Raw genomic sequence first — 21,198 nt, 5'->3', positions numbered from 1 at the left:
TCCCGTTGGCCGAATCGCAAGGCGGCCATGATCTGCTGACGGACGGCAACGGCTTGTCCGGCGGGAGGACTGACGCATGGAGCTGCGCAGTGTCGAAGAGCTGATGGATCTGCTGTACGCCTGCCGGCATCAGCACGCGCTGCGGACCGCCGCGCTGCTGCGCCGTGGTCGGCCCGCCGACAAGGAGCTCCAAGTGGCGGGGCTGGTGCACGGCATCGGGCAGCTGCTGTGCCCGGGCGACGAGACCCTTCGGGCCGAGCGCGCGGCCGAAGCCGTACGGTCCCTGCTGGGCGAGCGGGTCTTCCACCTCGTACGCCGCCAGGGCCCCGTCGGCGACGACGACCTGCTGCGCCTGCGGCTGGCGGACGAGGAGGGCCGGACGGCGGGCTTCGACGCCGGGATCCTGGAGGACTGGCGCACCGTGCTGGAACTGGTGGCGGCCCGGAACTCCCGTCTCGGGGCTGTCGACTGACGGTCCGTCATGAGACGGTACGCCGATGACGTCGCCGTACGGACTTCAGGGCAGGGCCGCGATCGTCACCGGCGGCACCCGCGGCATCGGTCGGGCGGTCGCCGGGCAACTGGCGTCGGCGGGCGCGCTGGTGTGCGTGACCGCGCGCGACGCGGCGGAGGTGCGGCGGGTCGCCGCCGAGCTGGGCGGCATCGGCGTGGCGGGCAGTGTGGCGGATCCGGCACACCTGGACGAGGTCGTCCGGCTCGCCCTGGACGCGTTCGGCCGGATCGACGTCGTCGTCAACAACGCGGCGACCAACCAGCCGTACGGCCCGCTCATGGACGCCGATCCGCGGGCCTGGCGCGAGGCGTTCCTGGTCAACGTGGAGGCGCCGCTGCGGCTGGTGCAGGGCGCGTGGCGGGCGTGGATGCGCGAGCACGGCGGCGCGGTCGTCAACATCTGCACGGAGGGCGCGGAACATGTGGGCCCGCAGATCGGTGCCTACGGGACCAGCAAGGCGGCCCTGCTCCATCTCACCCGGCAGCTCGCGGGCGAACTGGCCCCGCGGGTCCGGGTCAACTCCGTCTCCCCCGGTCTCGTACGCACGGAAATGGCCCGTTTCGTATGGGAGGCGGGCGAGGACGACCTCGCGGCGGGGCTGCCGCTCGGACGGATCGGGGAGCCGGCGGACGTGGCCCGGGCCGTCGTCTGGCTGGCCTCGGACGCGGCCGAATGGGTGACCGGGGCGGACCTGCTCGTGGACGGGGGGACCAGAGTGCGGGCCGCGTACTCCTCCGGGACGTACGCGGTGCACGAGCGACTGCGGTCGCAGGCGCCGGAGGCCGGCTGAGCGGGTGTGCCCGAGATCAAGGCGGTTACGCGGTGCCCTCCGACTGGGCGGCAGGCCCGTGGGTGGGCCTGTCTGGGATCGAACCTGAAGAACGCGTGACCATCGCACCGGGCACACCGGCGCTCCACCGTCACGGTAGAACGCCGGCACCCGGGCCCGCGAGCGAATAAGGACCTACCACTTGCCCGGCGCGTAGTCCTTCAGGAAGACGCCGTACACGTCCTCGCCCGCCTCACCGCGCACGACCGGGTCGTAGACGCGGGCCGCGCCGTCGACCAGGTCGAGCGGGGCGTGGAAGCCCTCCTCGGCCAGGCGCAGCTTGTCGTAGTGGGGGCGCTCGTCGGTGATCCAGCCGGTGTCGACGGAGGTCATGAGGATGCCGTCGCTCTGGAACATCTCCTGGGCGCTGGTCCGCGTGACCATGTTCATCGCGGCCTTGGCGGCGTTGGTGTTGGGGTGGCCGGCGCCCTTGTAGCCGCGGCCGAAGACGCCTTCCATGGCGGAGACGTTGACGACGTAGGCGCGGCCGCTCGCCGCCTTCTTCGCCGCTTCGGCCATCGCCGGGCGGAGTTTGCTGATGAGGATGAACGGCGCCGTGTAGTTGCACAGCTGGGTCTCGAGGAGTTCCACCGGGGAGATCTGCTCGATGGTCTGCACCCAGGTGTTGGTGTCGACGACGTCCGGGACGAGACCGCCGGCGTCGATGGCGGTGCCGTCCAGGTGCCGGGCGACGCTGGCGTTGCCGGCGACCAGGGCGAGGTCGGCGACCTGCTGGGCGTCGAGGCCGCTGATGCCGGCCGGCAGTGCGGCGAGGCCGTCCACGGCGCCGGAGCCGAAGGCGCCGATGACATGGTGGGCGGGCAGCTCACCGGCGGGCAGCGGGGCGCTCTCGCCGTCGACCAGCGCGGCGTAGGCGGAGGGCAGCCGGCGTACGGTCTGCGTCGCGTTGTTGATCAGGATGTCCAGCGGGCCCGCCTCGGCGACCTGGTCGGCGAGGGCCACGGCCTGGGCCGGGTCGCGCAGGTCGATGCCGACGACCTCCAGGCGGTGCAGCCAGTCCGCGGAGTCGTCCATGGCCTTGAAGCGGCGGATGGCGTCCTTGGGGAAGCGCGTGGTGACCGTGGTGTGCGCGCCGTCGCGCAGCAGCCGGAGCGCGATGTACATGCCGATCTTGGCGCGGCCGCCGGTGAGCAGGGCGCGCTTGCCGGTGAGGTCGGCGCGGACGTCGCGCTTGTCCCGGTTCAGGGTGGCGCAGTCCGGACAGAGCTGGTGGTAGAAGTAGTCGACTTCCACGTACCGGGTCTTGCAGGTGTAGCAGGAGCGGGGGCGCTGGAGTATCCCGGCGATCCTCCCGGCCTCGGTGACCGACTGCGGCAGGATGCCCTCGGTCTCGTCGTCGATGCGCTGGGCGGAGCCGGTCGCCGTGGCCTCGGTGACCGTCTTGTCGTGCGCGGTCTTGGCGGCCCTGCGCTCCTGGCGGCGGCGCTGCTTGACGGTGCGGTAGACGCCGGCGGTGGCCCGGCGCACGGCGATGGCGTCCGGGTGGTCGACCTCCAGCTTGTCCAGCTCGTCGAGCACGCCGAGGCAGACGGCCAGTCGCTCCGGGTCGATACCGGGGCCGTACACGACCTCGTCACCGGGCTCGTGGACGACCTCGTCCGTGGTCGCCGGGCCGTCCTCTGTCACCGTCATCGCGCTGCCGTTTCCTTGGCTCACCGTGCGGCGCTCCGACCGCGTCCGCTTTCGAACAGGGAATTCTACGGAGCGCCGGGCCGGTCCTCCAAAAACGGGGACGGTCAAGCCTCGCAGGCGGTGATGAGCGTCTCCACCTCCGCGGTGATCGCCTTGGCCAGGACGTCGAGGTCCGGTACCGCCTCGGCGTCGGCGACGAGGCCGTAGTGGACCTGCCCGCGGTACGTCGAGACGGCGACCGCGAGGGACTGGCCGCGGGCCAGCGGTGCGAAGGGGAAGACCTCCGTGACCGTGTTGCCGCCGAGCTTCAGGCCGATGCCGGGCAGGGGGACGCTGGTGACGAGGATGTCGAACCAGAGCCGGGCGGCCTGGCTCACCAGCGGCCCGCCGAGGCGGTGCCCCAGCGCGGGGACGTGGTCCGCGAGCAGGGCGACCGCGCCCGCGCCCCGGTTGGGCCCCGCGTCCTTGTTGCGGTCCATCGCCGTGCGGACCGTGTGGAGGCGGGCGAGCGGGTCGGGGTCGTCGACCGGAAGCCGCATCAGGTAACCGGAGAGCCGGTTGCCCTGGGGGTGCGCGGTGCGCGGGCGGCGCCTGGAGACCGGGATCAGGGCACGGGGCGCGACGCCCTCGCTGCCGTCGCCGCGCTCGTCCAGCCAGCGGCGCAGGGCGCCGGCGACGACCGCGATCAGGACGTCGTTGACGGTGCCGCCCTGGGCCTTGCGGACCCGGTGCACGTCGTCGAGGTCGACGACGACGCCCGCGGTACGGCGGGTTCCGCTCGGCTCGGAGGTCAGTGCGGAGGACGAGCGCACCCCGACGGTGGACAGGGCGACGGACGCGCCGATGTCGAGGGCGCGGCCCACGTCGGAGACGGTGTCCTTGATGAACCCCGGCAGCTTGCGCACATCGGGGAAGAAGCCTTTCGCGGGCTCCTCGGGACGCGGCTTGCGGGCCGGCAGGTCCATCGGGTCGAGGATGGCGGCCGCGAGGGTCAGCGCGCGCAGTCCGTCGGCCAGGGCGTGGTGGAACTTGAAGAGCACGGCGAAGGAGCAGCCGTCCTCCCCGGGCAGGACATGGGCCTCCCACGGCGGGCGGCCCCGCTCCAGCGGACGCTCCATGAGCCGCCCGGCCACGGCGTGGAAGTCGGCGGTGGGGGCGTGCAGCCGGACGTGGTCCAGGGGGTCGAAGTCGGGGGCGGGCTCGCGCGTGGCGCCCCCGAAGGCCAGTGGCTGCCAGACGTCCCGGATGCGCATCCGCAGCCCCGGCACGGCCGCCGCCCGCGCGGCGAGCAGGTCGGCCGCGTGGGCGCCCGCGGCGGGCGAGCAGGCCGAGAAGACGCCGAGGGCGCCCAGGTGCATGGGGTGTTCCGGGGACTCGATGTTCCAGAAAGCCAGGTCGAGAGGGGCGAGCAGGTCAGAATTCAATGGCTTGCCTCGCGTCGACGAAGGGTGGGCAAGCAGTCAATCGTCCACACGCGATTACGGTCAAGTACGATCAAGCTACGCACAGTTAACAGCAGATTAAGTCCAGCCATGGGCGCCCCACCAGCCACAGGGCGCCCTTCCCTGTGTCTCAGGACACCTGCTGGCCCTTCCCGAGCGCGATCACGCCCCCCTTGGAGACGGTGTAGAGCTCCGCGTCCCGCTCCGGATTCACCCCGATCGTCGCACCCGGCGGCACCTCGACGTTCTTGTCGAGGACGGCACCGCGCACCACCGCGCCCCGGCCTATGTGGACGTTGTCGTGCAGGATCGAGCCCTGGACCACCGCCCCCGGGTCCACCCTGACGCCCGGCGACAGGATCGACCGCGTGACCTGACCGCGGATAAGGCAGCCCGCACTGATGATCGACTCGCTGGCCATGCCGCCCGCGTTGAACCGGGCCGGGGAGAGCTGGCCCGAGTGGGTGTAGATGGGCCACTGCCGGTTGTAGAGGTTGAACGCGGGGCGCTCGGCGATGAGGTCCATATGGGCGTCGTAGTAGGCGTCCAGGGTGCCGACGTCACGCCAGTAGCCCTGGTCGCGGGTGGTCTCACCGGGCACGTGGTTGAGGCTGAAGTCGTACAGCTGTGCCTCACCCCGGTCGGTGAGCTGGGGCAGGATCGAGCCGCCCATGTCGTGCACCGAGTTCTCGTCCTCGGCGTCCCGCTGCAGCGCCTCTATCAGGGCCTTGGTGGTGAAGATGTAGTTGCCCATCGAGGCGAAGACGCACTCCGGGTCGTCCGCGAGACCGGGCGGGTCGGCGGGCTTCTCCAGGAAGCGCTCCACGGTCAGCCCGTCCGACCCCGGCGTGATCACACCGAACTGCGAGGACTCCGAGCGCGGCACCCGGATGCCGGCCACCGTCACCCCCGCCCCGCTCTCGATGTGCTGGGTGAGCATCTGCCGCGGGTCCATCCGGTACACGTGGTCGGCGCCGAACACCACCACGTACTCGGGCTCCTCGTCGTGCACGAGGTTCAGCGACTGCAGGATGGCGTCGGCGCTGCCCAGGTACCAGCGCGGGCCGAGCCGCTGCTGGGCCGGGACCGGGGTGACGTAGTTGCCGAGCAGGCTCGACATCCGCCAGGTGGTGGTGATGTGCCGGTCCAGCGAGTGCGACTTGTACTGCGTCAGGACACAGATGCGCAGGATGTCGCCGTTCACGAGGTTGGAGAGGACGAAATCGACCAGGCGATACGTTCCTCCGAAAGTGACCGCTGGTTTCGCGCGGTCCGCGGTCAAGGGCATCAGGCGTTTGCCTTCTCCGCCCGCCAATACGATGCCGAGCACCGAAGGTCCGCCACGACGCATGGCCGCTCCCCTCACCCTGATTGATCCATGCCTGCCCTGGACCGGCCTCTAGTACGCCTGTTTGAGGATCTCCTCATAGAGCCGCACCGTCCGCCGCGCCACCGCGTCCCAGCCGAACTCGCCCACGGCGCGCTCCCGTCCGGCCTCGCCCATCCGCCGGGCGCCCTCCGGATCACCGAGGACCGAGTCCAGCGCGCGTGCCAGCGCGGGCTCGAAATCGTCGTCCACCGGGACGAGCACACCGGTCTTGCCGTCCTCGACGACCTCCGGGATACCACCGATCCGCGAGGCCACCACGGGGGTTCCGCACGCCATGGCCTCCAGGTTGACGATCCCGAGAGGTTCGTACACCGAAGGGCAGACGAACACGGCGGCGTGTGTGAGCAGTTGGATCACATCCGGACGCGGCAGCATCTGCGGGATCCAGTGGACGCCCTCGCGGACGCTGCTCAGCTCCTGGAACAGCTCGCGGAACTCGCGGTCGATCTCCGGTGTGTCCGGCGCCCCGGCGCACAGCACGACCTGAGCGGCCGGATCGATGTCGCGCACCGCGCGCAACAGATGGGGCACGCCCTTCTGCCGGGTGATGCGGCCGACGAAGAGCACGAAGGGGCGGTCCGGGTCGACCCCGATGCGGGTGAGGGCCTCGGTGCCGTGGTCGGGCCGGTAGAGCGCGGTGTCGATGCCGTTGTGCACGACGTGCACCCGGGCCGGGTCCAGGGCCGGGTAGCAGGCCAGGATGTCCTCGCGCATCGCTCCCGACACGGCGATCACCGCGTCGGCGGACTCGATCGCGGTGCGCTCGGCCCAGCTCGACAGGGCGTACCCGCCGCCGAGCTGCTCGGCCTTCCAGGGGCGCAGCGGCTCCAGCGAGTGGGCGGTCATCACGTGCGGGATGCCGTACAGCAGCTTGCCGAGGTGGCCGGCGAGGTTGGCGTACCAGGTGTGCGAGTGGACGAGTTCGCGGCCTTCGAGACCCGCGGTCATCGCGAGGTCCACGGAGAAGGTGCGCAGCGCGTCGTTGGCGGTGTCCAGGACGGGCCAGGGGCGATGGCGTGCGACGCCCTCCGCGCGGCCCTCGCCCCAGCAGTGCACGTCGAGGTCGATCAGGGAGCTCAACTCCCGGGCGAGGAACTCGACATGGACGCCCGCGCCGCCGTACACATCCGGCGGGTACTCCCGGGTCAGCAGTCCCACTCGCACCCGGAACCCCCTGATCTCAGCGGCTGATTGCTCTTCATGGTCACCCAGATGCGGCGCCCGGGGAAGACCGCGGGGGCCGTGTGAAGCAACAGTCCCCGCAGACACCCCCGCCGGGCACGCGGTAATAGAGGCAGCAACTGCGCCGCCGGCGGGTGCCCGCGTCGAGCGTTCCGGCGAGACCGGGATGGGCGAGGAGGTCCGCGAGCAGGGCGCCGGTGCGGTCGACGGCTTCGGGACGGCCGTTCGCCCGCGCCCATCCCGCCAGCTGCCGGGCGGCGCCGGCCAGCGCGGAGGCCGCGTTGCCGCGCAGCAGACCGGCCGCGACCCCGTACCGGGTGCGCAGCGCCTCCGCCAGCGGTTCGAGGTGGCCCACGAGGACGGCGTCGGCGAGGCTCGCGGCGTCCCCGGGCAGCGGGCGGACCTCGGTGAGCCACAGGTCGTCGGGGGCGCTGCCGTCGGCGTCCCAGCGCACGAGCCGGGCGTCCAGGTCGGGGATGCGGCCGTACAGGACGGCACAGCCGAGCGCCGCCGACCACAGCCGGGAGGCGAGTCCCTGGTGGGCGAGCGAGGCGGCGACGCGCGGCTCGGGTGCGCTCAGCAGGGCTGAGACCTTTTGGATACGGAAAGTCATGGAATTTCCGTAAACATCACACTTTCCATCTTCGTACGTCTGAGCTAGCGTCGGCAGTGTTGAACGCGGCGCCGCACCCGTGCGTAGGAGGAAGAAGCCGCCGAGCGGGCGGAGCGCGGCGAGATCGGCGTCGAGGTCCACGAAGAGCAGTAGTACCAAGGCCCCTAGGGGGTTCCCCCAGCGGGGCTCTGCGTGGTGTCACCCACCTTGGGGAGGACACACCCTCCGTAGTACTCCATCGGCAGTAGGACCCATTGCCTGCTCAGGTACGACGACGGGAATGGCTTTTCGCGGCATCGTGTTGCACATGGAAGCCGACCGTTCGCCGCGCCGGGGCCACCGCCCCTGCCTCTCGCAGAGGAGCAGCTCATGAGCGCCCTCGCGTTGTCCGTGGTCCTGTCGCTCGTTTCCGCCGTCGCGTACGCCGGTGGGGCGATCGTCCAGGAGCAGGTCGCGGTGTCCTCCCCCGAGCAGCAGTTCGCGCCCCTGCGGCGGGCGAGCTGGTGGGCGGCGGTCGCGCTGAACGGTCTCGGCGGACTGCTGCACGTGGTGGCGCTGGCGTACGGCCCGCTGAGCCTGGTGCAGCCGCTGGGCGCCCTGACCATCGTGTTCGCCCTGCCCATGGCGGCGCTGTTCGTGCGCCGCAAGGCCGGGGCGACGGCCTGGCGCGGCGCGATCATGTCGACCGTGGGTCTGGCCGGTCTGCTCTCCCTGGTCGGCACCTCCGACGCACAGTCGCTGGGCACGACACAGCGGGTGGCGGTCGCCACGGCCACCGGCCTCGCCGTCGTCGCGCTGATGATCGCGGGCCGGGCGGCCCACCGGCACCCGGCGGTGCGCAGCATCCTGCTCGCCACCGCGTCCGGCATCGCGTTCGGCATGTCCTCGGTCTTCACCAAGACCGTCGCGGTCGACTGGACCGGCGGTGTGTCCACGGCGGACGTGCCCTCCCTGGCCGTGATCGGCGTCCTGGCCACGGCCGGTGTGCTGCTCTCCCAGGCCTCCTACCGCGGCGCCGGTCTCGCGGCCCCGCTGGCGACCCTCACGGTCGTGAACCCGGTGGCCGCGGCCGCGGTCGGCATCACGATGTTCGGTGAGACCTTCCGCTACGGCACCACGGGCACCGTGCTCGCCCTGGGCTGCGCCGTGGTGACGGCGGGCGGTCTGATCCTGCTGACGACCGAGCGGCTCGCACGCACCGAGACGCCGGCACTGCCCGAGCCCGCCGCGGCGCTCCCCGAGCCTGCCGCGCGGGTGAGCGTGCCGAGCGCCAGGGTGAACGTCCCGGAAGCGGTCACCGCCCAGAAGCTGCTGGCCGGCCTGGCCGAGCCCGTCACCGCCGAGCAGCTCCTCGCCGGCCTCCCCGAGCAGTCGGCGGTCCGGGAGGAGGTCCTGGTCCCGGCGCCGGAGTCGGTCCAGGACCTCGCGCCGCAGGACCCCGACGACGCCCCGGTCTTCCTCTACGGCCCGCTCTACGGCGCGTCGTACGTCCCGATGCCGGTCCCGGACCGCCATCGCATGCGTGTCAAATCCTGACCGCACGCGACCCCGGCCCCGACAGACCTCAGAGCCTGACCCCGCCCGTCCGCAGATACGCGACCGGATCGATGTCGGTGCCGAAGCCGGGCCCCGTCCGCACCTCGAAGTGCAGATGCGGGCCCGTGCTGTTGCCCGTGGACCCGGAGCGCCCGATCCGCTGGCCGGCGCCGACGCCCTGTCCGCTCTTCACGGAGATCGCCGACAGATGCGCGTACTGGGTGTACCTGCCGTCCCCGTGCCGGATCACCACCTGGTAGCCGAACGAACCGGACCACCCGGAACTGACCACCCGCCCCGCGGCGACCGCCTTCACGGAGGTACCGGTGGCGACGGCGAAGTCGACGCCGGTGTGATAGCCCTTCGACCAGGACGAACCCGCCTTGTGGTACGGCGTTCCGGTGGGGGCGTCGACCGGCGCCACGAGGGAACGACTCGTCTCCCGCGTCTCCTCGGTGTCCGAACCGGACTTCTCCGACGTCGACTTGGAGGACGTCTCGGTGGTCGTCGTGACCGCCTTGCCCCGCAGACTGAGCCGCTGCCCCGGCAGGATGAGGTCGGGATCGGCCCCGATGGCCTTCCGGTTCGCGGCGTAGAGCCGCTGCCAGCCGCCCTTGACGTCCTCCCGCTCGGCGATGCCGGAGAGGCTGTCGCCGTGGACCACGGTGTACATCTCGGCCGTCCCGGCCCGGGACTGGGGCGTGGTCTGCGGCTGTACGTCCTGGACGGAGCTCTTGGTGGACCCGGCGGGGTGGATGTCCGGGGTGTCGCCGCCGCGGGTGAGCCCGGCCTCGACCGAGCACGCCGGCCAGGCTCCCGGCCCCTGCCCGTCCAGCACCTTCTCGGCCACGGCGATCTGCTCGTCCTTGGTGGCGAGATCGGCCCGCGGCGCGTACCGCGTGCCGCCGAACGCCTCCCAGGTGGACTGGGTGAACTGCAGTCCGCCGTAGTACCCGTTGCCGGTGTTGATGCTCCAGTTGTTCGTCGACTCGCACGCGGCGACCTTGTTCCAGGTGTCCACGTCGGCCGCCTGGGCCGTGCCGGCGCCGATGAGCGGCATCGCCATTCCGGCACCGCCCGCCGTGACGGTGAGTGAGGCGCGGTTGATCCTGTTCGGCTGATACCGGCGGTGCCGGCCGCGTACGGCCATGGAGCTCCCCCTCGACATTCGTCAGGAGGGCCAAAAGTAAGCGCCCCGAACAGGCCATGACAAGACGGCAATCAGCCGCCCTGCACCGCGAACAAGCAGGAACGCGCCGCGCTTTCACCAACGGCTGAGGCGGACGGGGCCGTCGTCCGTATCTGCGTACGTCACGCCGGGCACCCCGGACATGCGCCCGGCACAGCGGCACGTCAGGATGGCCGGTGGGGCGATACTGACGAGCACGACCGGCACCACCGATACCGGATCCTTTAGGAGCCAACCGAATGAGCAATACAGCCCAGATCGGCGTCACCGGACTCGCGGTCATGGGCCGCAATCTCGCCCGGAACTTCGCGCGCAACGGCTACACGGTCGCGTTGCACAACCGGACGGCGGCGCGTACGCACGCCCTGGTCGAGGAGTTCGGGGACGAGGGCGACTTCATCGCGGCGGAGACCGCCAAGGAGTTCGTGGCGGCACTGGAGCGGCCGCGGCGGCTGGTCATCATGGTCAAGGCGGGCGATCCGACGGACGCGGTGATCGACGAGTTCGCGCCGCTCCTGGAGCCCGGCGACATGATCATCGACGGTGGCAACGCGCACTTCGCGGACACCCGCCGCCGCGAGAAGGCGCTGCGCGAGCAGGGCATCCACTTCGTCGGCATGGGCGTCTCCGGCGGCGAGGAGGGCGCGCTCAACGGACCGAGCATCATGCCGGGCGGCCCGAAGGAGTCGTACGACTCGCTCGGACCCATGCTGGAGAAGATCTCCGCGAAGGCGGCCGACGGTGCGCCCTGTGTGACGCACGTCGGTCCGGACGGCGCGGGGCACTTCGTGAAGATGGTGCACAACGGCATCGAGTACGCCGACATGCAGCTGATCGGCGAGGCGTACCAGCTGCTCCGCGATGTCGCCGGGTACTCGCCCGCGCAGATCGCGGACATCTTCCGGACCTGGAACACGGGCCGGCTGGACTCCTACCTGATCGAGATCACCGCCGAGGTGCTGTCCCACGTGGACGCGGCGACCGGCAAGCCCTTCGTGGACGTGGTCGTGGACCAGGCGGAGCAGAAGGGCACCGGGCGGTGGACGGTGCAGATCGCCCTCGACCTCGGCGTCCCGGTCTCCGGCATCGCCGAGGCGGTCTTCGCCCGGTCGCTGTCCGGGCACGCCGAACTGCGGGAGGCCTCGCGGGGCCTGGCGGGGCCCACGGCGACCGCGCTGAGCGAGGCGGAGGCCGGCGCGTTCGCCGACCGTGTCGAGCAGGCGCTGTACGCCTCGAAGATCGTGTCGTACACGCAGGGCTTCCACGAGATCGCGGCCGCCCGCGAGGAGTACTCGTGGGACATCGACCTCGGCGCGGTGTCCGCCATCTGGCGCGGTGGGTGCATCATTCGCGCCGCGTTCCTGGACCGGATCCGGGCCGCGTACGACACGCGGGCCGATCTGCCGAGTCTGCTGTCCGACGAGACGTTCGCTCGGGAGATCGCCGACGCGCAGGACGACTGGCGTGAGGTGATCGTCGCGGCGACCCGGCAGGGCGTGCCCACGCCGGGCTTCTCGGCGGCGCTGGCGTACTACGACGGGCTGCGTTCCGAGCGGCTGCCCGCGGCGCTGACGCAGGGACAGCGGGACTTCTTCGGGGCGCACACGTACCGGAGGGTGGACCAGGAGGGGTCGTTCCACACGCTGTGGGGCGGGGACCGGTCCGAGGTGTCCGCGTAGTGGCGTAGTGCGGGCCGGTGGGGGCTGCTCGCACCCCTGTGGACACACCCGGGTGGGCGGCGTTTTCACGCCGCCCACCCTGTGTGTTCTACGAGAGCGGAGGTCCCGGCTCGGGGTTCGGTACCGGCTCCGGGCCCGGGGGGACCGGGGACGGTGGCACGGGGTCGGGGGTCGGGACCGGGCCCGGTGCCGGAGGGGTCGGCTGCGGTGGGGGGTCCGGTTGGGGGCCCGGGGTCGGGCCCGGGTGGACGGGGTCCGGGAACGGGTTGGTCATCGTGTCCTCCAGCCTGTGGTGACGTCGGCTCTGGACTACTCCCCCGCGTACCCGGCGTCCGCCGCCCCAGTCACCCGGATGGCCCGCGTCAGAAGCGCCCGGGGTGGGCCGCCAGCCAGCGCTTCGCCGCGCGGAGCAGCTCGGGGTCGGCGGGCGGGGCCTCCTCGGGGTGGCGTTCGGCCCACTTGACGACGTACGGGCAGAGCGGGGCCACCACGACGCCCTCGCGCTGGGCGGTGGCGTAGAGCTCGCGGGCCAGGGAGCCCGCGATGCCCTTTCCCTCGTGCGCCGGTTCCACGATCGTGTGGACGGGGACCAGGGCGCGCCCGGGCGATTCGAGGACGAAGTACTCGATACGGCCCACGACTTCACCGTCGCCGAGGGCCTCCAGGCGGCCCGCCGGACGGTCGTCGCGGATCTCGATGTCGCTCATGGGCATGCTCCTGGTCGAATGCCGTACAGGGATCAGACCGGTACCGACTGCGGGCTGCGCTCCTGGTCGGAGCCCGGCACCGGCTCCGACGGGTCCGCGCCCAGGGCCACGATCCGGTTGTCGCGGTCCACGTGCACGACCCTCGGCTCCAGCGCCCGCGCCTCGGCATCGGCCACTTGAGCGTAACTGATGATGATCACCAGGTCGCCGGGGTGGACGAGATGCGCGGCGGCCCCGTTGATACCGATCACTCCGGAGCCGCGCTCGCCCTCGATGACGTACGTCTCCAGGCGGGCGCCGTTGGTGATGTCGACGATGTGCACGAGCTCGCCGGGCAGCAGGTCGGCGGCGTCGAGGAGGTCCGCGTCGATGGTCACCGATCCCACGTAGTGCAGGTCGGCCTGGGTGACGGTGGCACGGTGGATCTTGGACTTGAACATGGTACGAAACATGAGGAAGCTCCCGTTTTGTCTGCTCCCTGCCTGCGGTGAGGTCAAGGGCGTTGGCGGCAGCGTACATCCATTCGCCTACGGATCAGCCAAGCTTCTGCTCACACTCCTCGAGCGCGAACTCGCCAAAACTGTCCGCGATCTTCTCCATCAGGCCGCCGTCGAGGACCCCCGGGTTCCAGGCGAACACGGGGTACTCGCCGTCCTCGTCGGGCCGGGACGTGTCGAGCACGGCGAACAGCCACACGTCGTCGAGGAGGACCACCATCAGTTCCTGTGGCAGGTCGACCTCGGCAGACGCCGAGGAACTGTGTGGGCGGCGCGTCCCACGTGCCGAACTCCTCGATCAGGAGGCGGTACGACGGCGGGAAGGTGAGACCCATCTCGCGCTCGGCCCGGGCGATGGTCTCGGGAGAGCATCCCCGGCCGTGGGAGGCACGGTCCTCGTGGGCACGCAGCAGCTCGATGACCTGCCGGCTCGCTTCCGTAGCCGTCATCCGCCGCGGCCCCTCCCCCGGAGTGATCAGTGACGCGGACGGCCCCGGTGGGGACGCCGGGCGCGCCGGCGTCGCACCGGGCCGTCAGCTACGTCGACCGGTCGGCTCAGCCGCCGCTCTTGCGCCGGAACGAGCGCTGGCTCGAAGCCGGGCCGTGTGCGGCACGTACCTTCGACGCGTCGGTGTTGGCGGCGACATCGGCGGCGTCCGCCTGGGCACCGCGCTTGCGGGCCAGGGCTTCGCGGAACTTGGCCTTGAGGTCGTAGTTGCCGTCGCTGTCCGGCGTCAGAGGGGACGTCTCGGCGGCATCCGGTTCCGAACCTTCCGGGGATGCGGGATCTGCGGTCATGGTGACCTCCTGGGTTCGGGGTGGGGAAGCACAGCTTGTCATGCCGGGGGCGGTGCGGGGAGCCGGGTCCCGGCCGCGCACCGGGACCCCGCCGCGTCGTGGTTCGCCTCACTCCAGGCCGGTGGGCCTCCGTGACGCCTCCATCGCCTCGTCCACGTCCGTCAGCGGCCGCAGCCGGTAGGTGTAGGCGTAGTCGCGGTCGGCGAACAGTTTGTACTCGTCGTGGGTGTGCGCGCCCCAGCTGTTGTCGCCGCCGACGCCCATCTGGTGGTGGCTCAGACGCAGCACGACCTCCTTGCGCGGGGTGAGCTGGTAGTCGTGGCGGGCCCCGACCGAGAGGTCCTCCGGGGTGAAGTGGGAGGCGTTGACCTCCAGGAGCGGTTCGCCGGAGACGAGCAGCCCGGGGCCGTCGCCGCCGGTGAGGGCGATCCAGCGGACGTCGGTCTTGTTGCCGCTCTCCTGCGGGCGCAGGTAGGAGGTCCGCTGGCCGGTGACCGTACCCGAGTACAGGCCCACGTCGGTGGCGTTGTTGCGGTCCCAGTGGTTCTCCTCGGGCCCGCGGCCGTAGTAGCGCAGCTTCTCCAGCCGGGCGGGCAGGAAGAGCAGGGTTCCCACCTCCGGGATGTACGGCAGCGAGGAGGCGCCCGGGTGCAGGGTGTTGTCGACCTTGATCTCGCCGTTCCCGAAGACCGTGTACGTGGTGGTGTACGTCGACTCGGTGGTGGTGGGCAGGGTGCCGGCGACCTTGATCACGACGGCCTTGTCGCCCAGGGTGCTCACGGCGACGTCGGTGACCTTGCGGCCGGTACCGGCGTCGCGCCAGGTCTGGTTGCGGGTGTGCTGCCCGTTGCCGTGGTCGTTGTCGGTGGGGGCCCGCCAGAAGTTGGGGGCGGGGCCGGAGGTGATCAGTTCGGCGCGTCCGGCCCGGTAGGAGGTGATGACGCCGGTCTTCTTGTCGACGGTGACGGAGAAGCCCTTGCCCGTGACGGTGACCGTCCCGCCGGCGTCCTTGTGGCTCAGGGCGGGGACGCGGGCCAGTGGCAGCGGTGTCACGGCGGGGCTGTCGGAGTCGACGGCGAGTTGCTGCCTGGCCACCTCGAAGCCGGCCTTGGCCCACTTCGTGGTCTCCCTGGTGGTGAAGGACAGCCGCAGGAAGTACTCCGCGCCCGGCGCCGGGTCGTCCGGCACCTCCAAGGGCACGGTGATGTCCTTGCTCGACAGCGGCGCGAGGTCCAGCTGGGCCCGGCTCAGCTTCCCGCGCCGGACCGCCTTTCCGTCGGCGACGAGCTCCCACCGTCCGTCGAACTCACGGAGGTTGGTGAAGAGGTACTCGTTGGTGAGGGTCACCGTCCCCGGACCACCGGACGCCCAGGCCGCGTTGATCGCCTGGTAGATCTGCTTGACCTCGGCGGACTTGCCGGTGAGTCCGCGGTCGGCGGTGACGATGCCGTCCCCGGAGAAGGCCCCGTCGTTGGGGTTGTCGGCCCAGTCGCCGCCGTAGGCGTAGAACGTCCTGTCCCGGGGCCGCTCCTCGGTGAGGCCGACGGTGGCGGCGTCGAACCAGAACCGTACGCCGTCGTCGCCGGGTCCCCGGCCCGCGGCGGCGAGGTCGGCGGCGCTCAGTGCGCGGGCGTACACCCGGGCCCGTCGGATGGTGCCGCTGAACTCCCGGGTGGGGTTGTCGACGTCGGTGGCCAGGGACAGGGACGCGGTGTTGTTCGAAGGGCGTCGGGTGGTGGTGCGGGTGGCCCGTGGCTCGCCGTCGACATGGAGGGTCAGGGTGCCCGCGTCCGCGTCGAAGACGCCCGCGATGTGGTGCTCGCGCCCGGTCCAGTCGTCCGGCAGCGCCCAGCTCACGCTGACCCACTGGCCGCCGCCGTAGATGAAGAACTCCAGGTTCCTGTCCGTCTGCTTGAGGGCGTACTGGGTGTCGCCCTTGGCGAGGATCGGCTGGTGGTAGCCGGTCACGTGCGGGGTGACCCAGGCCTCCAGGGTGAGGGAGCCGGTGAGGTCGAGGCCCGGGTCGCGGGCGAAGACGGTGCCGCCACAGATGCCCTCGGCGCGGGTGAACGTGCCGGCGGGGGCCTGGATCTCGCCGCGCAGTGCGGCCGGTCCGGACTCGGTGAACCGCTTGCGCGTGGGCGTGGGCCACTCGAGGGCCTGGTCGACGAAGTCCCATATCCAGCCGCCCTGGAGGACGTCGTAGCGGCGGACGATGTCCCAGTACTTCTTGAAGTTGCCGTTGGAGTTCCCCATGCCGTGCGAGTACTCGATCATCACGTACGGCCGGGTGTCGTTCGTGTCCTTCGCACGCGCCTCGACGCGGGAGGGACTGTCGTACATCTCGGAGCGGATGTCGCTCATGCCCGGGCGGTCGTCGCCCTCGTACTGGATGACCCGGGTGGTGTCGTACGACCTGATCCAGTCGTACATGGCGTTGAAGGTGCTGCCGCCGCCCGCCTCGTTGCCGAGCGACCAGATCACCACCGAGGCGTGGTTCTTGTCGCGGTGGACCATGTTGCGGGCGCGGTCCACGCACGCCTCGGTCCAGTCGGCATGGTTGCCGGGGTACTCGCCGCGGATGCCGTGGGTCTCGAGGTTGGTCTCGTCGACGAGGTACAGGCCGTACTCGTCGGCGAGTTCGAGCCACTGCGGGTTGTTGGGGTAGTGCGAGGTGCGGACGCTGTTGATGTTCAGCCGCTTGATGATCTCGATGTCCTGGATCATCTCCGCGCGGGTGAGGGCCGAGCCGCGCACCGGGTGCATCTCGTGGCGGTTGGTGCCCCGGAAGGAGACCGGCTTGCCGTTGATGCGCATCAGGCCGTCCTTGAGCGCGAACTCGCGCAGGCCGACGCGGTGGGAGAGGGTCTCGATCACCTTGCCCGCCGGGTCGCGCAGGCGGAGCACGGCGGTGTAGAGGTCGGGGTGTTCGGCCGACCACAGCCGCGGCCGGGGGACGGACTTCGCGGCCTGTACGGTCTCCTCCTTGCCGGAGTCGAGTGCGACGGCCTGCTGGAGCGGTCTGGGCCAGACCGGGTGCCCGTTCGGGTCGTACAGCTGGGTCTCGACGGAGTACCGCCCGCCGCCCCGGCCGCCGTAGTCCCGCACGCTCGCGGTGACCGACAGTTCGGCCGCCTTGTAGTCGTCGCTCAGCGGGGTGTCGAGCCTGAAGTCGCGCAGGTGCACGGCGGGCGTGGAGTACAGGTAGACCGAGCGGAAGATGCCGCTCAGCCGGATCATGTCCTGGTCCTCGAGCCAGTCTCCGTCGGAGTAGCGGTAGACCTCGACCGCGATCTGGTTGGTGCCCGGCTTCAGGTGCGGGGTGATGTCGTACTCGGCGGGGTCGTAGGAGTCCTCGTGGTAGCCGACCAACTCGCCGTTTATCCACACGTAGTGGGCGGACTTGACCCCCTCGAAGTGGAGGAAGGTCCGCCGGCCCTTCCAGTCGCGCGGGACCGTGAAGGTGCGGCGGTACTGGCCCACGGGGTTGCGGCGGGTCGGCGCGGCCGGTGGCTGCGCCTCCTCGCCCAGGCCGTTGGGGCCCCACCAGGGGTAGGTGATGTTGATGTAGATCGGGCGGTCGTAGCCGTGCAGTTGCCAGGCGGAGGGGACGGGGATGGTGTCCCAGTCGCTGTCGTCGACGTCCGTGCGGTAGAAGTCCGCGTCGCGGTCGTCGGGGCGGTCGGCGTACGCGAACCTCCACTTGCCGTCGAGGCTCATCCGGTACAGGGAGCGGGAGCGGTCCGCGGCCAGGGCCTGTCTCACGTCCGCGTACGGCATGAGGGTGGTGTGCGCCGGCTCGGAGCCCAGGCGGAAGACGGCGATGTTGCCGTTCCACTCGGGAGTGGCCGCCGCGTCGGCCGCTCGCGCCGCGGTGATCGATCCGGGCAGGGCGAGCGCGCCGAGGACGGCGGCACCTCCCTCCAGCAGACGGCGGCGGCTGACGGGAGACACGGGAAAGTGCGACATGACCGTGGCCTTCCTCGGGACGACAGTGTGGGGGCACTGCTTGAGTGAGCGTCAGATCCTGTTCGGTGCTGTTGGGAAACCGAACGCACACTAGGTTGTCGTCCCGAGCGAGGCAATGATGTTGTCGGTCTTTGTGCGAACCTGCGGGGTTGACGTGCCGCGTGCGACTGATCTATGCGGCCGTCTCGACCTCCGCGACGTCGCCCGGCCGCTCCGCGAACTGCGTCCGGTACAGCTCGGCGTACCGCCGGCCGGCCGCCAACAGCTCCTCGTGCGTGCCCCGTTCGACGATCCGCCCGCCCTCGACCACCAGGATCTGGTCGGCCGCCCGGACCGTGGACAGACGGTGGGCGATGACGATGGCGGTCCGCCCTTGCAGCGCCTCGGTCAGCGCCTCCTGGACCGCTGCCTCCGAGGTGTTGTCCAGGTGGGCGGTGGCCTCGTCGAGGATGACGACGCGCTGGCGGGCCAGCAGCAGCCGGGCGATGGTCATGCGCTGGCGTTCGCCGCCGGAGAGGCGGTATCCGCGCTCGCCGACCACGGTGTCGAGGCCGTCGGGGAGGGAGTCCACGAGAGCTTCGAGGCGGGAACGGCGCAGGGCGTCGCGGAGGTCGTCCTCGGTGGCCTCCGGGCGGGCCAGCAGCAGGTTGGCGCGGACCGTGTCGTGGAAGAGGTGGCCGTCCTGGGTGACCATGCCGAGGGTGGCGCGCAGCGAACCCGCGGTCAGGTCGCGGACGTCGGTGCCACCGATCCGCACGGCGCCCTCGTCGACGTCGTACAGCCGCGGGAGCAGTCCGGCGATCGTCGACTTGCCCGCGCCCGAGGAGCCGACGAGCGCGATCGTCTGGCCCGGTTCGGCACGGAAGGAGATGCCCTTGAGGACCTCGTCGCCGCCGCGGGTGTCGAGGGAGGCGACCTCCTCCAGGGAGGCCAGGGAGACCTTGTCGGCGGACGGGTAGCCGAAGCGGACGTCCTCGAACTCGACCGCGACCGGCCCCTCGGGGGCGTCGAGAGCGTCCGGCTTCTCCTCGATCAGCGGCTTCAGGTCGAGCACCTCGAAGACCCGCTCGAAGCTGACCAGGGCGCTCATCACCTCGACGCGGGCCCCGGCGAGCGAGGTGAGCGGGGCGTACAGCCGGGTCAGCAGCAGGGCGAGGGAGACGACCGCGCCCGGCTCCAGGGTCCCGCGCAGGGCGAACCAGCCGCCGAGGCCGTAGACGAGGGCCAGCGCCAGGGCGGAGACCAGGGTGAGGGCGGTGATGAACACCGACTGCGCGGTGGCCGTGCGGACACCGATGTCGGCGACCCTGCGGGCGCGGGCCGCGAACTCCTCGGACTCCTGCTCGGGGCGGCCGAACAGCTTGATCAGCGTGGCACCGGGCGCCGAGAAGCGCTCGGTCATACGGGTGCCCATCGCCGCGTTCAGCGCGGCCGCCTCCCGCTGCATCCGGGCCATCCGGCGCCCCATGCGGCGGGCCGGGATCACGAAGACCGGCAGCAGGACCAGCGCGAGCAGGGTGATCTGCCAGGACAGGGTGAGCATGACGGCGAGGGTGAGCAGCAGGGTGACGAGGTTGCTGACGACTCCGGAGAGCGTGTTGCTGAACGCCCTCTGCGCACCGATGACGTCGTTGTTGAGTCGGGAGACCAGCGCTCCCGTACGTGTCCGTGTGAAGAACGCGACCGGCATGCGCTGCACATGATCGAACACAGCCGTCCGCAGATCGAGGATGAGCCCCTCTCCGAGCGTCGACGACAGCCGTCGCCCGAGGATGCCCAGCGCCGCCTCGGCGACCGCGATCAGCGCGATGAGCAGGGCGAGCCGTACGACGGTGCCCTCGTCGTCGCCCGTCACGATCGCGTCCACGACATGCCCGGCGAGCACCGGGGTCGCGACGGCGAGCAGCGCGGTCGCCACCCCGAGCGCCACGAACTGGGCGATGCGGGTGCGGTGCGGTCGGGCGAACGCGCCGATGCGGCGCAGCGTCGTGCGGGCGAAGGGCCGCGTCTCCTGCTCGGCGTGCATCACGCTCTGCAGCTGTGTCCAGGCTGTGGTTTCCATGCTCATGGGAGCGAACGTACGACCTCAAGCGTTGTTGAGGTCAACACCCCCTGGACGTCCGTCCCCAGGATGTCCGTCCTCAGTACCTCTCCCCGCTCGAAGGATCCGATGACCGTACGCAATCCCCCGGCCGCCCTTCCGCAACCCGCGGTTGGCACGGCACCGAGAACCTCTGAGGACGTGAGCCACCGTCGCGTCCCCGCCCGCAGGGTCCGTCAGATCCTGTGTCTGCTTCCGCTTCTGCTCGTCACGGTGGTCGCCGTGCAGCACCGCACGGTCCTCGCCGAGGGCTTCGGCCATCTGGAGTCCGCCGAGTGGCCCTGGCTGCTGGTCGCGGTCTGCACGACCTGTCTGACCTGGGTCGCCGCCTCCTGCACCCGCCAGGGCGCGGTCGTGGAGGGGCTGCCCAAAGGGCGGCTGCTGGCAACCCAGTTCGCGGCCGGCGCGGCCAATCACCTGCTGCCCACCGGCCTGGGCGCGAGCGCGGTCAACCTCCGGTTCATGACGGTGTGCGGGCTCCCGCTGGCCCGTTCCTCGGCCGCCCTCGCCCTGTATCTGCTGGCGGAGTCGATCGGCCGGCTGGGCCTGCTGGCCGCGCTGCTGATCGCCTTCCCCGACGCGCTGAGCCTGGGAGCCCTCCTTCCCGAGGGCGCGCTCGCCGCGCTGCTGCCCGCCCTGGGCCTGGTGCTGGCCGTGGCGGCGGGCGTGCTCGTGTTCGTACGGCGGGTGCGTACGACCGTGACCTCGTTCCTGCGCACGGCGCTCTGCGAGGCACGCGAGGTGCACACCCGGCCCGCCCGGGCGTTCGCCCTGTGGGGCGGTTCGCTCGCCTTCCCCGCGCTCCAGGCGGCCGGACTGGTCGCGGTGGGGCAGGCGTTGGGGCTGCCGGTGCCGCCGCTGCACATCGCGGTGGCGTATCTCGCGGCGACGGTCGCCGTCGCACTGGTGCCGACACCCGGCGGGATCGGCTCGGTGGAGGCGGCGCTGGTCGTGGCGCTGGTGGCGGCGGGCGGTCCGGCGGCGATCGCGACGGCCGTGGTGCTGGCGTACCGGATCATCACCGTGTGGCTTCCGCTGGTTCCGGGGGCGTTGACGCTCGGGGCGCTGGTCCGCATGAAGGTCATCTGAAGGACGGCCG

Annotated in this window: 17 protein-coding genes; 5 read left to right on the top strand and 12 right to left on the bottom strand. The window is 71.3% G+C overall.

All coding sequences use genetic code 11. From position 1 onward, the window contains the following. Positions 1-76: 76 nt before the first annotated feature. Both OG381_RS40275 and OG381_RS40270 read left to right on the top strand, forming a co-directional pair. The gene (locus OG381_RS40275) at positions 77-472 is read left to right on the top strand and encodes a hypothetical protein (protein ID WP_327720902.1); all 396 of its coding nucleotides are present in this window, start codon (positions 77-79) and stop codon (positions 470-472) included. 25 nt (positions 473-497) lie between these two features. Then, complete coding sequence (locus OG381_RS40270) at positions 498-1,304, top strand: SDR family oxidoreductase (protein ID WP_327720901.1); 807 nt, start codon at positions 498-500, stop codon at positions 1,302-1,304. Between the two features lie 174 nt (positions 1,305-1,478). Here the strand turns inward: OG381_RS40270 and OG381_RS40265 are convergent, their stop codons facing one another. The 5 genes from OG381_RS40265 to OG381_RS40245 all read right to left on the bottom strand — a co-directional run bounded on the left by OG381_RS40265 (position 1,479) and on the right by OG381_RS40245 (position 7,782). After that, on the bottom strand, positions 1,479-2,996 hold the full coding sequence (locus OG381_RS40265) for an SDR family NAD(P)-dependent oxidoreductase (RefSeq protein WP_327720900.1): 1,518 nt from the start codon (positions 2,994-2,996) through the stop codon (positions 1,479-1,481). A gap of 104 nt (positions 2,997-3,100) precedes the next feature. Continuing rightward, on the bottom strand, positions 3,101-4,420 hold the full coding sequence (locus OG381_RS40260; protein ID WP_327720899.1) for a wax ester/triacylglycerol synthase family O-acyltransferase: 1,320 nt from the start codon (positions 4,418-4,420) through the stop codon (positions 3,101-3,103). Positions 4,421-4,568: 148 nt separating this feature from the next. After that, on the bottom strand, positions 4,569-5,789 hold the full coding sequence (gene glgC, locus OG381_RS40255; protein WP_327720898.1) for a glucose-1-phosphate adenylyltransferase: 1,221 nt from the start codon (positions 5,787-5,789) through the stop codon (positions 4,569-4,571). A 48-nt stretch (positions 5,790-5,837) separates the two neighbouring features. Next, positions 5,838-6,992, bottom strand: coding sequence for a glycogen synthase (gene glgA / locus OG381_RS40250; protein WP_327720897.1), 1,155 nt, complete (start codon positions 6,990-6,992; stop codon positions 5,838-5,840). 40 nt (positions 6,993-7,032) lie between these two features. Continuing rightward, positions 7,033-7,782, bottom strand: a complete 750-nt coding sequence (locus OG381_RS40245; protein ID WP_327720896.1) for a (2Fe-2S)-binding protein — start codon at positions 7,780-7,782, stop codon at positions 7,033-7,035. A 210-nt stretch (positions 7,783-7,992) separates the two neighbouring features. Here OG381_RS40245 and OG381_RS40240 point away from each other — a divergent pair, with 210 nt between their 5' ends. Continuing rightward, positions 7,993-9,159, top strand: coding sequence for a DMT family transporter (locus OG381_RS40240; protein ID WP_327720895.1), 1,167 nt, complete (start codon positions 7,993-7,995; stop codon positions 9,157-9,159). Between the two features lie 28 nt (positions 9,160-9,187). Here OG381_RS40240 and OG381_RS40235 read toward each other — a convergent pair whose 3' ends face one another. Next, positions 9,188-10,309, bottom strand: a complete 1,122-nt coding sequence (locus OG381_RS40235; protein WP_327720894.1) for a transglycosylase family protein — start codon at positions 10,307-10,309, stop codon at positions 9,188-9,190. Positions 10,310-10,587: 278 nt separating this feature from the next. Between OG381_RS40235 and gndA the strand changes: the two genes are divergently transcribed. Next, the gene (gndA, locus tag OG381_RS40230) at positions 10,588-12,027 is read left to right on the top strand and encodes an NADP-dependent phosphogluconate dehydrogenase (protein ID WP_327720893.1); all 1,440 of its coding nucleotides are present in this window, start codon (positions 10,588-10,590) and stop codon (positions 12,025-12,027) included. Positions 12,028-12,389: 362 nt separating this feature from the next. On the opposite strand, the gene OG381_RS40225 is transcribed toward gndA, so the two are convergent. The 6 genes from OG381_RS40225 to OG381_RS40200 all read right to left on the bottom strand — a co-directional run bounded on the left by OG381_RS40225 (position 12,390) and on the right by OG381_RS40200 (position 20,060). After that, complete coding sequence (locus tag OG381_RS40225; RefSeq protein WP_327720892.1) at positions 12,390-12,734, bottom strand: GNAT family N-acetyltransferase; 345 nt, start codon at positions 12,732-12,734, stop codon at positions 12,390-12,392. Between the two features lie 32 nt (positions 12,735-12,766). Further along, positions 12,767-13,186 (bottom strand): aspartate 1-decarboxylase, encoded by a 420-nt coding sequence (panD, locus tag OG381_RS40220; RefSeq protein WP_327720891.1) that lies wholly within the window; start codon positions 13,184-13,186, stop codon positions 12,767-12,769. Between the two features lie 82 nt (positions 13,187-13,268). Then, on the bottom strand, positions 13,269-13,451 hold the full coding sequence (locus tag OG381_RS40215) for a hypothetical protein (protein WP_327720890.1): 183 nt from the start codon (positions 13,449-13,451) through the stop codon (positions 13,269-13,271). A gap of 335 nt (positions 13,452-13,786) precedes the next feature. Then, on the bottom strand, positions 13,787-14,029 hold the full coding sequence (locus OG381_RS40210) for a DUF5302 domain-containing protein (RefSeq protein ID WP_327720889.1): 243 nt from the start codon (positions 14,027-14,029) through the stop codon (positions 13,787-13,789). 108 nt (positions 14,030-14,137) lie between these two features. Next, positions 14,138-17,998 carry a glycoside hydrolase family 2 TIM barrel-domain containing protein gene (locus tag OG381_RS40205; RefSeq protein WP_327720888.1) on the bottom strand — a complete coding sequence of 1,287 codons (3,861 nt, stop codon included), beginning with the start codon at positions 17,996-17,998 and terminating at the stop codon, positions 14,138-14,140. A 172-nt stretch (positions 17,999-18,170) separates the two neighbouring features. Then, entirely contained in the window at positions 18,171-20,060 is a 1,890-nt protein-coding gene (locus tag OG381_RS40200) for an ABC transporter ATP-binding protein (protein WP_327722685.1), read from the bottom strand. A gap of 108 nt (positions 20,061-20,168) precedes the next feature. On the opposite strand from OG381_RS40200, the gene OG381_RS40195 reads away from it, so the two are divergent. Further along, positions 20,169-21,188 (top strand): lysylphosphatidylglycerol synthase transmembrane domain-containing protein, encoded by a 1,020-nt coding sequence (locus tag OG381_RS40195; protein WP_327720887.1) that lies wholly within the window; start codon positions 20,169-20,171, stop codon positions 21,186-21,188. Positions 21,189-21,198 lie beyond the last annotated feature (10 nt).

This window comes from Streptomyces sp. NBC_00490 (assembly GCF_036013645.1).
Taxonomy (GTDB): Bacteria; Actinomycetota; Actinomycetes; order Streptomycetales; family Streptomycetaceae; genus Streptomyces; species Streptomyces canus_F.
This window is presented reverse-complemented; position numbering and strand designations above follow the sequence as displayed.

What these genes read in the sequence shown, in the direction of transcription:
- OG381_RS40275 (WP_327720902.1), top strand. Translation starts at nt 77, where the DNA reads ATGGAGCTGCGCAGTGTCGAAGAGCTGATGGATCTGCTGTACGCCTGC.
- OG381_RS40270 (WP_327720901.1), top strand. Translation starts at nt 498, where the DNA reads ATGACGTCGCCGTACGGACTTCAGGGCAGGGCCGCGATCGTCACCGGC.
- OG381_RS40265 (WP_327720900.1), bottom strand. Translation starts at nt 2,996, where the DNA reads ATGACGGTGACAGAGGACGGCCCGGCGACCACGGACGAGGTCGTCCAC.
- glgC (WP_327720898.1), bottom strand. Translation starts at nt 5,789, where the DNA reads ATGCGTCGTGGCGGACCTTCGGTGCTCGGCATCGTATTGGCGGGCGGA.
- OG381_RS40240 (WP_327720895.1), top strand. Translation starts at nt 7,993, where the DNA reads ATGAGCGCCCTCGCGTTGTCCGTGGTCCTGTCGCTCGTTTCCGCCGTC.
- OG381_RS40235 (WP_327720894.1), bottom strand. Translation starts at nt 10,309, where the DNA reads ATGGCCGTACGCGGCCGGCACCGCCGGTATCAGCCGAACAGGATCAAC.
- gndA (WP_327720893.1), top strand. Translation starts at nt 10,588, where the DNA reads ATGAGCAATACAGCCCAGATCGGCGTCACCGGACTCGCGGTCATGGGC.
- OG381_RS40225 (WP_327720892.1), bottom strand. Translation starts at nt 12,734, where the DNA reads ATGAGCGACATCGAGATCCGCGACGACCGTCCGGCGGGCCGCCTGGAG.
- panD (WP_327720891.1), bottom strand. Translation starts at nt 13,186, where the DNA reads ATGTTTCGTACCATGTTCAAGTCCAAGATCCACCGTGCCACCGTCACC.
- OG381_RS40215 (WP_327720890.1), bottom strand. Translation starts at nt 13,451, where the DNA reads ATGGTGGTCCTCCTCGACGACGTGTGGCTGTTCGCCGTGCTCGACACG.
- OG381_RS40210 (WP_327720889.1), bottom strand. Translation starts at nt 14,029, where the DNA reads ATGACCGCAGATCCCGCATCCCCGGAAGGTTCGGAACCGGATGCCGCC.
- OG381_RS40205 (WP_327720888.1), bottom strand. Translation starts at nt 17,998, where the DNA reads ATGTCGCACTTTCCCGTGTCTCCCGTCAGCCGCCGCCGTCTGCTGGAG.
- OG381_RS40200 (WP_327722685.1), bottom strand. Translation starts at nt 20,060, where the DNA reads ATGGAAACCACAGCCTGGACACAGCTGCAGAGCGTGATGCACGCCGAG.
- OG381_RS40195 (WP_327720887.1), top strand. Translation starts at nt 20,169, where the DNA reads ATGACCGTACGCAATCCCCCGGCCGCCCTTCCGCAACCCGCGGTTGGC.